Genomic DNA, 13414 nt, shown 5'->3' with positions numbered 1-13414 from the left:
GATCAGCCTCCAGCTTGGGTCTGCAGATGGGCCGTGGCAGTGCCGGTGACGTTGATCGTTGCCATGCCGATGAACTGGGCGAAGTGGGCGGTGTAGCTGTCGTGGACGGTGACGTGGAGCGTCTGGCCGTTGTCGCTGATGCTGACCTCGCCCTGGACGTTGGCTGCGGCGAGGTAGTCCTGGACTGCGCCGATGGCGGCGTCCGGGTCGATGGTGATGGCGGTGCCTTCGATGGCCTGGGCGGGATCGAGTTGCTGGCCGGCGGTGCGGGCGGCTTCCTGGGCGAGGGAGGTGGCTCGGTTGCCGGCGTTCAGGGCGCCGCCGCCGTCGACCAGCAGGCCCATCACCATCAGGATGGCGATTGTCGTCAGGGCGAAGAACACCGACATGGAGCCGCGGTCACGCCGTCCCCGTGCCCTGTGCCGCGCGATCGTTTGCTGGTGGAGTCGGCGGATCATTGACGCCCCCGGTAGGTGTCGATCGGGCTGGTCCACGATGCGCGGAGCGTCTTGCTGCCGGGCAGGCCGGGCAGACCGATGTCGGACAGGTCCGCGGTACAGGCGATCGTCGCCGTGACGTTGGCGTCGGCCCCGATATCGAGCGAGTAGCCCGCAGTGTCCACCGTCACACTGGACGTCCGGCACGTAATGCCCTCCCCCTCCAGACTGCGCGAGGCCGCGGCCTGCGCCTTGGTCTGGGCGCTGCCGGCGTCGCGTTCCAGGGAGGCGGCGCGGGCAGCGGCACGGGCGGCGGAGTCCACGGCACCATCGGCGTCGGTCACCCGGCCGAACGCCACCATCAGCAGCAGCAACGCGATCATCACCGGGGCGAGAACCGCAGTTTCCACGGCGTAACTGCCCCGGTCACGACGCAGAGCGGCTCGGAGCCGGCGGTGTTGCGTGCGGGCGGTCACGGATTGGTCCAGCGTTCGACGGGCGCGTTGGCGTGCTGGGTGACGTGGAGCTCCAGTCCGGGGACGAGCGTGGCGACGCTGCCGCGCACGGTGATGCGGACCTCTTCGGCAGTACTGCCCGCCGAGGACACGCTCGCGCCGCGGACGCTTCCCCCGAACCGGGCGAGGAAGGACTGCGCCTCGGCAACACCGTCACCCTCGCCGGAGCCGAAGGCCCGCCCCGCCTCGACACCGTGACGTGCCGCGGACTGGGCCACCTTGCGGGCATGGAAGTACAGGCCGACCTGGATGGTGGTGAAGACCAGTCCCAGCACCACCAGCGCCAGCACCGCGAACTCGACGCTCGCGAACCCGCGGTCGCCACGCTGCCGTCGGGGAAAGCGTGCAGATCGGCGCCTTCTGGTGCGGTTCACCATCGCTTCTCCTCGGCCCCTGTGTCCGTGGTTCATTGGGCTGAGGCCGTCGATGGCTTACCGGCCTGTGCCTGCTGAATGCGCTGGACGACCATGGCGGTGAGAGACCGAAGCCGGTCGGAAGGGATCGCCGTGCCGGCCTTCCACGTGTACTGGATTTTCGCGATGACGGCGCCCTGCCGCACGTTGATTCCCTTGCCGCCCCAGGTCGGCGCACCGTCCGGCTGCTCGATCTCGAAGCCGTCGATCTCGTCACCAGGCGGGTTCTCGCCCACCTCGTCCACCGTCCCCTCGCCTTGGAACAAGCGGGCAGCAGTCGTGCTGTTGGAGAAGGAAATGAGCCGGATCACCAATTCTTGATCCTCAAGGTTCGTGAACCCCGCCATCCCTACGGCGAGCGCCTCACCACACCACTGATCCGGCCAGTCCTCGGACTGGCAGTACGTGGCATCCAAGGTGTCCCACGCCCTGCGGTCACGGGGCTCGTCCAGGTCCGCCGGAATACTGAACTGGTCGGGCAGGGCCGCTTCCAGCTGACGGGTGCCCAGCACGCGGGGTGCGGGCGGCGCGCTCGCTTTGCCTTCAGCGGTGGATCGCTTCCCTGCCGGTGCCGGAGGGGCGCTCTGCGTGCCGCATCCGCATGCCAGGACAGCCGTCAGCAAGACGACCGTCGAATACGCGGCCAGCCTGGCGGTCCGGGAACTCGGGACTCGGATCACTGACGGTTCCTCTTCATCGGGTGATGGCGGGTGGATACGGTGCTCGGTCATCCGCCGCTGATGATGCCGACCTTCTCGGCCACCTTCGTCTTGATGGCCAGGGCGACTCCGGCGGCCACGACGATGACGACGGCGGTGATCACGGCAACTTCGGTGGTGCCCTGGCCTTCGTCTCGGGCGGTCTTCAGCCGGTACCAGTGGGCCTTGAGCAGCAGGGTGAGCGCTTCGATGTTCACGGTCTATGTCCTCCGGATCAGCTGACGAGAATGGTGAAGGTGAGGGGGATCATGACGAAGACGAGCATGAGGACGACGCCGAACGTGACGGGCAGGACCATGGCCGCCGACGCCTCGTTGGCTTGCGCCTTGGCGTCGGACAGCATCGCGATCCGCAGCTGTCGCGCCTGGGCCTGCAGGGTTGCGTAGACGGCTGCGCCGTCTCCTGCGAGGGCCAGGGTGTCGGCGGGCCGGGTGAGTTCGGGAATGTCGAGCTCGTCGCCGAGCTGCTTGAGGGCGTCCCACACGGTGACGCCGGCGAGGTCGGCCTGGTGGAAGACCTGCCGCATCCTGACGAAGATCCAGCCGTCGCCGACTTCCGCGGTTTCGGTCAGGGACTGGGCTGCGCCTGAGTTCGCGATCCGAGCCAGCGCGACGCGCTCCAGGTAGGACGCGGCAGCGTGCCGGACCACGAGGCGAGCAGCTGCTGCGTTCCGGGCGACCTCCCGGCCCGGCAGGAACCAGAACAGGGCAGCCAGGGCGAGCGAGACGACGAGCGGGATGGTGAAGGAGAACGCTGCCCCGGCCAGCGCGAGCAGGGCCTGCATCAGCTGGGGGAGCAGCAGTCCGTACAGGGAGAACAGCACGCGTTTGCCCAGGTGTTCGGCCGGGCTGATCCGCAGCAGGTTCAGGTCCCTGAGTGGCAGGGCGATCCGGCCGCCGAGTTCACCGAGCAGCCGGTTGCCGACGCGTTCGCTCAGCGAGTTGGTGAGGGTGGGAGCTGCGGACGGCAGCGCGGCTTGGGTCTTGCTGACGTCGAGCCGGTCCAGTACGGAGGAAAGGTCGGGCTTGGCCGGCCAGGCAGCCCGTACGGCGAGGCCGATCAGGGCGCCGGCTGCGGCTGCGGGAAGGACGGCTTGCAGGGGGATCACCGAGCACCTCCACCGGTCGGGATGTCGATGGGCAGCCCGTCCGGCCGCCGCGGTGCTGCGATACCGGGTGTGGCCGGCAGGGCCGTGGTGGGCAGCGGGGCCAGGAGACGGGGGTCGGGCTTGGTGCGGGCGATGCGGCGCAGCCACGACAAGGTCCAGGCGAACATGGCGCCGAGGACGGCCAGCACGATCTGCCCGGCCGGTGACTGGTACCAGCCCGACCAGCCCTCATTGAGCATGCACCCGACGACGACGATCGAGATGACGACCGAGACCATGCGCGAGGACTTGCGGACCTTCGCCCGGTCGGCCTCGATATCGCGGGCATCGGCCGCCTGTTGATGGATCGTGACCGCGAGCTTCTCCAGCGCGTCGGAGAGACCTGGTCCCTTGTACACGGCGTGGCTCTGGAAGAGCAGGACGACGTGGTCGGAGACTCCGTCGGCGAGCTCGTCGGCGAACAGGGCGAACGCGGTGTGTGCCTCCATGCCCGAGCGAAGCCGCTCGGACAGGGCCCGTACGTTCGCGGCGATCGGTGCGGGGGCGTTTCTTGCTGAGGCCCGGATGGTCTGGGGCAGGCTGATTCCGGCGGTGTGGACACCGGCGAGGTGGTTGAGCCACTGGCCCAGCGCTTCGAGGCGGTCGATGCGGTGCACGGCTGCGGTGCCCGGGTTCAGGATGAACGGGAACCCGAGCACAGCGGCTCCGGCGAGGAGCCCGTGCACCGGCCACCCCGTCCACGCCCACACCACCAGGGCGACGATCGCGGCCGCCATGACGAGGTGGCGCCAGCGGTGCTGCCATCTCTCCGGCAGCTCGGACCGGGCACGCTCGATCCGGTCCGATAGGCGCGAGGCGGGCTTGACCGGGTCGGGTACCCGGCCGCGGAACTCACGGACCGCGGCCACGGCGGCCAGGAGGCAAAGGACGGTGCAGCAGGCCGCTACCAGGGCCAGTTGGGATGTGGTCATCAGGTGCTCACTGTCTGCAGAGGCGGGCCCCACCAGCTGTGCGGACTCTCTGTCAGCCACTGCCGAGCGAACCTGCCGGTGCGTTCCAGCTCGCCGATGAAGGACGGCATGTTCTTGTACACGGCCCGGACTTCACTGCCGTGCGGGGCGAACAGTTCGGACGTGGTGGGGCGCCCGCCCTCACCGACCACGTCGTGGATCTCGTAGATGTGCGACACGTACCGGTGCTTCTTGCCGCCGAGCGCGGTCTCATCCAGGTAGGTGAGGTAGACGACGACGTCGATGGACGAGGCGATGAGGTGGTGGGCGGCTTCGGTCGCCATTCCGGCCTCGGTGCACAGCTGGACCAGGCGGCTGATGATGGCGTGCGGCCGCCGGACGTGGAGGGTGCACATCGACCCCGAGCCGCCGGCGGACATCGCCTGGAGCATCGGCACGATCTCCGTGGACCGGACCTCACCGACGATGACCCGGGTAGCGTTGTACCGCAGCGCCGTAGCGAACATGTCGCCGATGGTGACCTCACCGGCCAGTTTGTCTCCGTGGCGTTCGCCGTTGGACTGCCGCGCCTCGAACGCGTAGGTGACCGGGCCGGGCTTGGGGCCCGGCTCGTCCAGGTAGAGCTCACGGTCGGATTCGAGGGTGACCAGGCGCTCGGCCGGTGGGATCTCACGGCCCAGCGCACGCAGCAAAGACGTCTTTCCTGCGCCCATGTCACCGACGACCAGGACGTTCATCTTGGCGTGGACACAGGAGGTGAGGAATGCCTCCAGCAGCGGGTTGATCGAGCCCCACTGGACGAGTTCGGCGATGCCGTGCTGGCGGATGCGGTGCTTTCGGATGACGACGGAGGGCCGTGTGGTGAGCAGCGAGGCGGTCACACGGGAGCCGTCGGGCATGCGGAAGCCGACCATGGGGGTGGACTGGGTCAGGGCCCGTTCACCGTGGCCGGACAGGCGCGCCATCCGGTTGACCCATGTGATCAGCTCTTCGTGGCTGTCGGCGACCTTGTCAACGGTGCGGCGCGGCCGGTCGTGGTACTCGACATGGGCGCGCAGCCCGTCAACCATCACGTCCTCGACGCCGTCTTCGTCCAGGAGGGACTGCAGCCGGCCGCCGCGGTACATGGAATCGAAGACCGCGGCACCGATCGCACCTTCCTGATCGGCGGTCAGCGGCGTGTTGCCGTGGGCGTGCTTGGTGGACCAGTCCGCGACTGCGGTGGTGACCAGCGCCCGCGCGAGGGCCCGGCGGTCGGGTTCGGGCAGGTGCTTGTCGGGGTCTTCCTCACTCAAAGCCCTCGATACATTGCTCTGCAGGGCTTCGATCACGTCCCAGCTCACCGGGAGCTCGCCGGGCAGTCCGGCCAGACGCGGCACAGCGGCCGGACTCACCGACGGGGCGGCGGCCGGCGGTTGCGGTGTCTGTGCGGGTGCAGGGGCGCGGCGCTGACCGAGATGCCCGGACAGCAGCGAAGCGAGCTCCTGGCGGCCCAGCGGGTCCGGATGCCCGTTGGCGCCGGGCCTCTGGTGGGTGTCAGCCACGGCTTCCTCCACGCTGTACGGCGAGCTGCTGCAGCACACCCGCCAGCTGCGGGTTCGCAGGACGGGGCGGGTACTCCTGCTGGATCCGGCGGCGCGAGGTGGCCGCCTCGATCTGCTCGGTCGCGGTCCGTGCGTGGCGGAGCAGGGGACTGCGGGCGTAGCCGCGCGGCGGCCGGCCCCCCAGGGTGAGGTACTGGGCGGTGTCCGTGTCCCAGGGCAGGACGCCCAGCACGGGCACCCCGTGGAGGGCGTCGCTGACCTGGTGGGCCCGGTAGGTACCGCCCTCGATGAGGAGCAGACCCAGCGCGTCGCCGCCCGAGCCACGTTCCTGCAGTTCGGTGCGCAGCGGGTCGATGACGTGGCGGGCCAGGGTGAGGGACTGCTCGGTGCTGCGGACCACGAGCAGGACCAGGTCGGCCTGATGCAGCAGCGGTGCGGGAGTCAGCGTGGGATGCAGGTGCCCGGACTCCAGCGCGAGGCGCCCGGCGTCGATGAACACGTCGTATCCGGCTTCGGCGGCCAGGACGTGCAGGACATCCGACAGAGTCGGCCACGTACGGCCGAGCGCGGCTGCCTGGGCGGGATCGGTCAGACCGGGCAGCAGCCTGCGGTGTCCGGCCTCGTCCAGCGGCCACAGGTGATTGGCGAACGCGTTCGCGAGCGCATCGCGCCCGGTGCGCTCAGCGGCGGCCAGGTGGTAGAGGCCGTATCCCGCGGTGGCGCGGCCGTCCAGGAGCCCGGCCCGGATGGTGCCGCCGGCCGGGTCGCATTCGGCGAGCAGCGAGGGACGCTTCGAGGCCATGGTCAGGGCGAGCGCGGACGCGGTGACGCCGCAGGACTTGGCGGAGACAAGAGCGGTTACGGGCATCGTCAGTGGCCCCGCGGTTCGCGGACCAGAGCGATGCGCCCCGTTGACGCCCTGGTCGCCAGCAGTGGCCCGTCGGTGGGGGAGACGGCGAGGTTGACCACGATCGTGCCGGACGCGTCCGGGCGGGACACGGAGACCACGACAGCGTTGATCGACGACGGAGGCGCCTCGGCGCCCTTGACGTCGGACTGCTCGCCCTGGGCCGGGGTGGTGACGGCGAGCACCTTGTCACCGGGGGCCAGGGCGCCGGCCGGGGCCTGGCCCCGCTTGACCTGCACACCCACCTGCTGCTTGTCATCGCCCAGTCCAGTGCCTGCGGACAGCTGGGAGGCAGTCAGCAGCCCGCCCCTGCGCAGGTCCACGGCGGGACGCTTTCCGACCATGCTGCCCCGCTCGGAGGCCGGGACCGGCGTGAGATGAGCATCGGCCGACACCTCCGCCACGGTGAGATCGTCATCCGTGAGCGCCTGCCCGGCCGGAACATCCCGGGCGACGGCAAGAACCCGGGTGCGATCGCTGGCCGACGTGACCGCCGCCGCCGCGCCGAGCCCGGCGACAGCCGCCAGGACGATGCAGAGCGCGACCACTGACCAACGGCGCTCCCGCTTGACCGGGGCCGTTGTGGTGATGGGGATGTCAGGGCGGGCCGGGGCGGCAGGCCGGGGCACCGGCGGTGCGGCGGGGGACTCCATGCTGTGTTGCCTCTCGGAATTCTGCAAAAGAGAACGTGTTAGTTGAGGACCTGGACCTCAGCGACGGTGATGTCCACGGCGCTGTCACGGATCTCGGTGAGCTGCCCGGTCTGGCCGCCGCCGGTCCAGTCGACCGTCCAGGTCGACGTCGCGGTGACGTGGTACTTCCCGGACTCGGTGGAGGAGGAGGGCTGGGTGTAGCGGTGGCCGCAGTCCGGAGACGGCTTCTTGCCGTACTCCGCGCTGTACGGCGTCCCCGCGGTCGTGCACGTGACGGCCGTACCGTCCCCCATCGTCCACACGATCTTGCTGACCTTCGCAGTGGCCGTGACGGTGACAGCTCCAGCCGTGGCGGAGGCCTGGTTCGGCCCGTACGTCGCCGCCCCCTTGCCGGTCCACATGTAGACCGGCATACCGACTACACCCTTGCCGCCCGGCTTCGGAGTGATACCGATCCGCGGGCCCTTCAGCAGCATCTTGTCCACGGCCTGCTGAGCCAAGACGGCAGGATCAACCTGAGCCACGGGAGGGTCAGCCGCCCACACCATGCTCAGGATCCGGAAGTTGTCGTCGCCGTTGTACATGCAGGCTTTTTCGTACACCGCGCCGTCGCCCGGCTCATGCCCTTCCCAGTCCAGACTTCCCGACGGAGGCTGCGGGTCAGCGAGCTCGTACGTACACGTCTTCTTCTCGGTCGCGTTTGAGCCTCCCGCCGCTCTGCCCGCTCCCTTACGAGTGCCCGCAGGCCGGCTCTCGCCCGGAGCACCGGGATCCTCAGCTGTCACGCACACGTAGAGTCCGCAGTCGTCTGCGCCTCCGCCCGGACCATCCTGCGCGTAGGCCGTACCGGGAACCGTGAGAGCGGCCAGGGCAAGGGCAGAGGCCACACAGCGGCTCAGCATTTCTGCCCCTGCGGCTCGTCCTTGATGACCCGCCACCCCTTCGGCCAGCGTTCGACAGTCGAGATCACCACGTACCGGGTCAGTCGGTCCGAGGGCAGGGTCGCCGCCTTCTTGGTGGCGCTGTCCACAACCGTCCAGTCGGTGATGTCCAGACAGCTGGAGATCATGGCGTTGGGAATCTTGCGGTCGATGTCGACCTTGGTGACGGTGGGAGTGCCGACGGCAACGTTGCCCGTAATGATGTTGCCCTTGGCGTGCATGCTTTTGGCGTCCGATGTGGCACCCGCCAGAGCAGCTCCGGCTGCGTACTGCTTCAGAGCGGCCGGATTCCCATGGCTGTCTGCGTAAAGCCGCTCCAGCGCCTTCCAGTACTTCTTGTACGTGGAGACAGCCTCGTTCTTGGCTGCTTCGGAGGGGTCTGCCGACTTGCTCGGCTGCTCCACCGAGGGAGTGGGGGTAGGGGATTCATTCTGGTCATCGGCTTTGTCAGATCCGCAGCCCGTGGCGGATAGGAGTACGCAGGCAGCCAGGAGCAAGGTTGCCGAACTCGCACGGTTTCGTTTGCGAACTGCGGCCTTTGCCGGTCGTGCCTGCTGAGCCACCGAGCCTCCCAGTGCATATGCCATAACGCCCCCGAACTGCATGATTGTTCGCATAGGGGCCCTCTCGGCCGCCTGTGCTCTCGTAAACCAACCTCTCGGTCGGATGTCAGGTTACGCAAAGTTGCTCCACCAACCCAGCCCGTTCCTATAGTTGAGATCTACGAGGCGTCGTATACCGGTACAACTGCCCATCGAACTCCACGCAGACCCGAAGGGGTTGATGAGGAATGGGCGGCGATCCCGGTCGGCGGGAAAATGTCGATACGTCAGCAATACCGCTTCTGCTGCATGCGATCAGGCTCCCGGAAACGGGGCGAGGAGTACGTTAGTTGGCTCCGGAGGGCCCATGACCGGAGTGACAATCGGTGCGAATGGGCCGTGCCTTTCGAGGAGCTCGGCGGTGGTGATTCCGGCGCGCAGCTGGCTTCCCTCGATGTGGGGGTTGGCGGATGCCAGCGCCTGCAGGTCCTCGGCCCGGCGCTGCAGGACCCGGTCAGACGCTCCGGACAGGACGATCAGGAGGCGGGGGAGCGCGGGATATCGCTCGCGCCATGCCTCTCGGGTACTTGCCTGCTGACGGCGTCCTGGCGGCTGCGGTGCGTAGGAGGCGTAGCGGGCGTATGTACCGAGCTTCCGGCCGAGCCGGGCGACCTGCATGGTGGCCCGGTCGATTTCGAGGAAGAACGTCAGGAGCTGGCGCCGGCCCTCTGCTGTGGTGCGGGTGTAGCGCAGTACCGCGTCCGGGACGAGGAACGCGTCGTCGCCGAGCCGGCTGTCGCCGTCGCGGACACGGTGCGCGAGTTCCGGCTCCCAGTCCAGCGGACCGCACTCATCCCCGAGACGGCCGGCCCACTCGGAGAACGCGATACCGGTGTCGACGACTGCGAGCGTGTGCTCCTGGAGCTGGGAGGCGGCTGCTCTGGGGCTGATGCGATACGCCCGTGCGGTCACCTCGTCACTGGCCTCCACGACCTCGTAGCCCAACGGGGTGAGGTACCAGAGCAGTTCGCAGCGCCCCATCCGGCCGATGCGCCGGTCGGTGGACTCTGCGAGTCCCATCGTGCGCAGGTAGCCGAGCTGGCGCCGCAGGTACACAGGGCGGCGGGTGTGCGGAGTCAGGAGCCGGTGGAGCTGGCCGGTGGCGATGAGACGGTGCTGATACAGGATCGGCAGCAGCTGCTGTCCGATGCGGGACAGACCGGCCGGGCGGGCTTGGGCGGCGGCAAGGGACATCAGGCGACCTCGCTCCGTCCGGCGGTCCGGGCCGGGCCGGCCGGGGCGCGGCCGGTGAGGTGGGTGAGCAGCAGGTCGTCCAGACCGGGGAGCCGGCCGTCGTCCCCATCGAGGACGCGCAGGATCTCACCGACGGGCCTGCGCCTCAGGCTGCGGTCGATCGCGTCGTCCAGGGCGGGCAGGAGGTCGGGGCGGTGGTAGTCGGCCAGGACCTGATGGACCGCGACCCCCCGCACCCGGAAGGGAGAAGACCTCTCCCCGTTCAGCATCGTTGACACCACGTACTGGTACTTCGCGAGCTGTTCCAGAACTGCCGGCGCGACACCGGCCAGCCGCTTGGCGACAAAGGCGGCCTCACCGCTGTCCGCCCCGCTGGCGGACAGCAGGGACTGGTTCTGCATCAAGGCCTGCCGGGTCTCCTCCGACAGCCGCATCACCATCTGCGTGAGCCCCATCAGCCGGACCTCGTACTTCCGCAGCTGTTCCAGGATCGCGGCCACATACCCGCGTGAAGCACCGTCGATCGCGGTCAGCTCGTCCGCGAACGCGAACATTGTCTCCAGGTCCTGGGGAGGCACCCCCTCGCGGGACAGCCCGGCCAGGAACAGATCGAACAGCAGCAGGCTCGTGATGATCTGGTCACCGCCCCCGGTTCCCGAGCAGCGCAGGAGCACGATCTTGTTCTGATCCATCGCCTCCCGCACGTCATAGCTGGAGCGGGGCTGCCCGAGGAAGGCCCGCAGGGAATCCGAGGTCTCCAGCTGCTCCAGCATCTGCGTCACGACCGGCACCGCCCCGCCCTCGTACTTCGGGAACGTCTGCTGCCAGAACCGCGACAGCCGCCGCGGCAGCCGCTCCAGGACCTGAGCCCGCCACTGCTCATCCGTCAGCAGCCGCGTGATCGAGAACAGGGTGGGCTGCAGGTCGGGCCGGCCCCGCTCGCACATCAGCAGCGCGAGATGGGCCAGGACCTGCACAGCGTGGGACAGGATCGCCCGCGCCCGCGGTGCCCGGTCGCCCCAGCCCTGAGCCGAGGCCAGGCCACCGACCAAGGCGCCCACCACGTCCTGCACCTGTGTGGCGTCCCGCCCCTCCATCGACAGAGGGTTCCACGCCCCGATCCGTGCCGCCGGATCCTTCACGCTCACATCAATGAGCTGCACCCGGTGGGCGATGGCCGGATGCGTCAGATACGGCAACGCCCGCTGAACCGCGGCACCGTGCGGATCCAGGAACCACACCCCGAACCCCGCATATCCCAGCGTCAGCGCCTGGAGCAGAGCCTGTTCCGACTTCCCGAAACCCGACCGTCCCAGGCTCGCGCCGAACAGCACATCCTCCTGCGGGACAGCCCCCAGCCGCACCCGCCCGTCCGCGCCGGTCACCAGCCCCAGCGGCACCACACCCCGCTGCCCGGTCCACTCCGGCAGCCGCGACGGCGCCGAGGGCACCACACCTCCGGTACGCACCACGTTTGTCGGCGTGCAGTGCACCGACGGCGGCTTGAGCAGCGCGGCAATCTCCCGCGAGGTCACCCACTGACGACGCGAAGGCGCGAACTCACCCGACGTAAAACGCCGCTCGAATCTCCTGCGGCGCCACCACACACTGCTGTACGGACGCCACGTACCCATCCGCGGCCCCACCGGACGCCACCAGTTCTCCCCCGACCACGCATCCATCACCGCCATCACCTGATGCAGCAACCCCTGCGCCTGCGCCGGATGAGCAGCCACCGTCCGCACCATCACCTGCACCGCGAACACCTGGGCATCCACCCCCGGCAAGAACTTCCCCACCCCCTCGGCCAGATCCGACGACCGCGAAACCCGACCCGAACTCCGGCCCTGCCGGCCACGCGAACCACCCCCACCCAGGCCCGCGAGGACCTGGGACCAAGGCCCCCCGCCTGCCCCCGCCCGCTCCCCGCCGGCCAGCTGCTCGCCGAACGCTGATCGGCCACGCTGCTGCGCACGCCGCACCAGCCGCCGCCGCCACCGCGCCACCCGCCGCCCGGCCACCGGCACCAGATCCACGACGAGCTCAACGTGCTCTCCGCGCTCACTGTCCGCATGAGCGCACGCGGCCGCCATCAACTGCAGCGGGTCCGGATCCAGACCGGCGGCCGTCAGCTGACGATGGTCGGGCCGGGCCAGAACCAGCTCCGCCCGCGCCACGTACAACCGGCCCCCGCCCTCGTCCACCTCAACGCCCGTACGCTCATCCACGCCGACGACCTCGTCGCGCGAAGCCTTCTCCATCCGGATCGTCACTCGTCCTCATCTCCATCGTGATCGTCACTGCCGAGCGGCGGCACTCCGTCGAACCGGATCCGGGACACCTCATGACGCACCCCGGGATCCACGACATCGACATCGGGATACGACCGGAGCCTGAGCAGCGCCGCCGCCCGGCCGGGACCCTCCACCCGGTACGACAGCCGGCCCTCCTCACTGGACAGCCGGATCCGCACCCCCACCGCCCGCTCCGGCGCCCACCCCACGACCGCCGGAACCCTCGCGAGCCGCGCCGCGTGCCGCTCGATCTCCTCCAGCGACGGGTCAAAGCCCGCAGCCGGGACCAGGGCAACAACCGACCGATCCAGCAACATGGCCCGAGCCCGCCGAATCCACCACCACCGCGCACAACCCCACACGCACGCCGCAGCCGCCGCATTGGCCAGCACCCACCACCGGTCACCCCACAGGGATTCCGGCACCCAGCCCGGATCAAAGCCGCCGACAGGCGAAAGCTGCCCCATCACAGCCGCCACCCGCGATGCCGGACCCGTGGATCTATCCCACACACCAGGTCAGCCAGAGCGAGCCACGCCCAGCGTGCGCATACCGCTCCCAGCGCCGCGGCCAGGACCGGCACCGCCGGCCAGCCCCACCGCTCGTTGACCGCCTGGGCAGCCGGGTCTCCCAGTCCCCAGGGAAGGCTGTGCAGATCCCCGCCCCACCACCATCCGCGGATGAACCCGACCACGAACACCACTGCTACGAGCCACCCGCACAGGCCGATCACCGTCTCGACACCCGTATCCAGTCGGCTGTGCCGTGCTTCATTCCGGACCTCTGTGGTGTGCCGTGCCATACGCACCTCCCGCACCGGGCAGGCCTGTTGCCGCCTCTCACCCACACAAGGAGTCCACCGGCCCGAAACGTGACAGCGAAGCCGACAGTAATTTCGAGGGGGCAGCAGCGGCGGACGATATGCCCCACGCGAGTAGCCACCACGCCGCTCTCATATGCTGTCGCCCCATACCTAGACCTGGGGGGACCATGGAATCCGGGGACTCTGGCAGACCGGCAACTCGACGCCGGCTTCTCACCCGCATAGGCATCGTTACCGCTTGCGCGCTCTTCGCTGCACAAGGCGCAGCGATCATCGTGCAACAGCAGCAGATC

Annotated in this window: 15 protein-coding genes; all 15 read right to left on the bottom strand. The window is 69.2% G+C overall.

Annotation, left to right across the window (positions count from 1 at the left end; translation table 11 throughout):
• Nucleotides 1–2: 2 nt before the first annotated feature.
• The 15 genes from OG912_RS38020 to OG912_RS37950 all read right to left on the bottom strand — a co-directional run bounded on the left by OG912_RS38020 (nt 3) and on the right by OG912_RS37950 (nt 12765).
• Nucleotides 3–389, bottom strand: a complete 387-nt coding sequence (locus OG912_RS38020; protein ID WP_327713699.1) for a pilus assembly protein TadG-related protein — start codon at nt 387–389, stop codon at nt 3–5.
• A 65-nt stretch (nt 390–454) separates the two neighbouring features.
• The gene (locus tag OG912_RS38015) at nt 455–913 is read right to left on the bottom strand and encodes a TadE family protein (RefSeq protein WP_327713698.1); all 459 of its coding nucleotides are present in this window, start codon (nt 911–913) and stop codon (nt 455–457) included.
• Nucleotides 910–1329, bottom strand: a complete 420-nt coding sequence (locus tag OG912_RS38010) for a TadE/TadG family type IV pilus assembly protein (RefSeq protein WP_327713697.1) — start codon at nt 1327–1329, stop codon at nt 910–912. The genes OG912_RS38015 and OG912_RS38010 overlap by 4 nt, the downstream gene beginning before the upstream one ends.
• 29 nt (nt 1330–1358) lie before the next feature.
• Nucleotides 1359–2096, bottom strand: a complete 738-nt coding sequence (locus OG912_RS38005; protein ID WP_327713696.1) for a hypothetical protein — start codon at nt 2094–2096, stop codon at nt 1359–1361.
• Nucleotides 2093–2281, bottom strand: coding sequence for a hypothetical protein (locus tag OG912_RS38000; protein ID WP_327713695.1), 189 nt, complete (start codon nt 2279–2281; stop codon nt 2093–2095). Before OG912_RS38000 ends, OG912_RS38005 begins: the two co-directional genes overlap by 4 nt.
• Before the next feature lie 17 nt (nt 2282–2298).
• Nucleotides 2299–3192 carry a type II secretion system F family protein gene (locus OG912_RS37995; protein WP_327713694.1) on the bottom strand — a complete coding sequence of 298 codons (894 nt, stop codon included), beginning with the start codon at nt 3190–3192 and terminating at the stop codon, nt 2299–2301.
• Nucleotides 3189–4163, bottom strand: coding sequence for a type II secretion system F family protein (locus OG912_RS37990; protein ID WP_327713693.1), 975 nt, complete (start codon nt 4161–4163; stop codon nt 3189–3191). The genes OG912_RS37995 and OG912_RS37990 overlap by 4 nt, the downstream gene beginning before the upstream one ends.
• On the bottom strand, nt 4163–5707 hold the full coding sequence (locus OG912_RS37985; RefSeq protein WP_327713692.1) for a CpaF family protein: 1545 nt from the start codon (nt 5705–5707) through the stop codon (nt 4163–4165). The genes OG912_RS37990 and OG912_RS37985 overlap by 1 nt, the downstream gene beginning before the upstream one ends.
• The gene (locus OG912_RS37980) at nt 5700–6575 is read right to left on the bottom strand and encodes a MinD/ParA family ATP-binding protein (RefSeq protein ID WP_327713691.1); all 876 of its coding nucleotides are present in this window, start codon (nt 6573–6575) and stop codon (nt 5700–5702) included. Before OG912_RS37980 ends, OG912_RS37985 begins: the two co-directional genes overlap by 8 nt.
• A gap of 2 nt (nt 6576–6577) precedes the next feature.
• Complete coding sequence (locus tag OG912_RS37975) at nt 6578–7267, bottom strand: SAF domain-containing protein (protein ID WP_327713690.1); 690 nt, start codon at nt 7265–7267, stop codon at nt 6578–6580.
• A gap of 38 nt (nt 7268–7305) precedes the next feature.
• On the bottom strand, nt 7306–7767 hold the full coding sequence (locus OG912_RS37970; RefSeq protein ID WP_327713689.1) for an ATP/GTP-binding protein: 462 nt from the start codon (nt 7765–7767) through the stop codon (nt 7306–7308).
• A gap of 395 nt (nt 7768–8162) precedes the next feature.
• Nucleotides 8163–8612 carry a secreted protein/lipoprotein gene (locus tag OG912_RS37965; RefSeq protein ID WP_327713688.1) on the bottom strand — a complete coding sequence of 150 codons (450 nt, stop codon included), beginning with the start codon at nt 8610–8612 and terminating at the stop codon, nt 8163–8165.
• Between the two features lie 453 nt (nt 8613–9065).
• Nucleotides 9066–10004, bottom strand: a complete 939-nt coding sequence (locus tag OG912_RS37960; protein WP_327713687.1) for a replication-relaxation family protein — start codon at nt 10002–10004, stop codon at nt 9066–9068.
• A complete protein-coding gene (locus OG912_RS37955) occupies nt 10004–12277 on the bottom strand; it encodes a hypothetical protein (RefSeq protein ID WP_327713686.1) in 2274 nt (757 codons plus the stop codon). The genes OG912_RS37960 and OG912_RS37955 overlap by 1 nt, the downstream gene beginning before the upstream one ends.
• The gene (locus OG912_RS37950) at nt 12274–12765 is read right to left on the bottom strand and encodes a hypothetical protein (protein ID WP_327713685.1); all 492 of its coding nucleotides are present in this window, start codon (nt 12763–12765) and stop codon (nt 12274–12276) included. The genes OG912_RS37955 and OG912_RS37950 overlap by 4 nt, the downstream gene beginning before the upstream one ends.
• Nucleotides 12766–13414 lie beyond the last annotated feature (649 nt).

The sequence above is a fragment of the Streptomyces sp. NBC_00464 genome (assembly GCF_036013915.1).
Taxonomy (GTDB): domain Bacteria; phylum Actinomycetota; class Actinomycetes; order Streptomycetales; family Streptomycetaceae; genus Streptomyces.
Note: the sequence above shows the minus strand (reverse complement) of the source record. Positions and strands in the feature narration are given on the sequence as shown.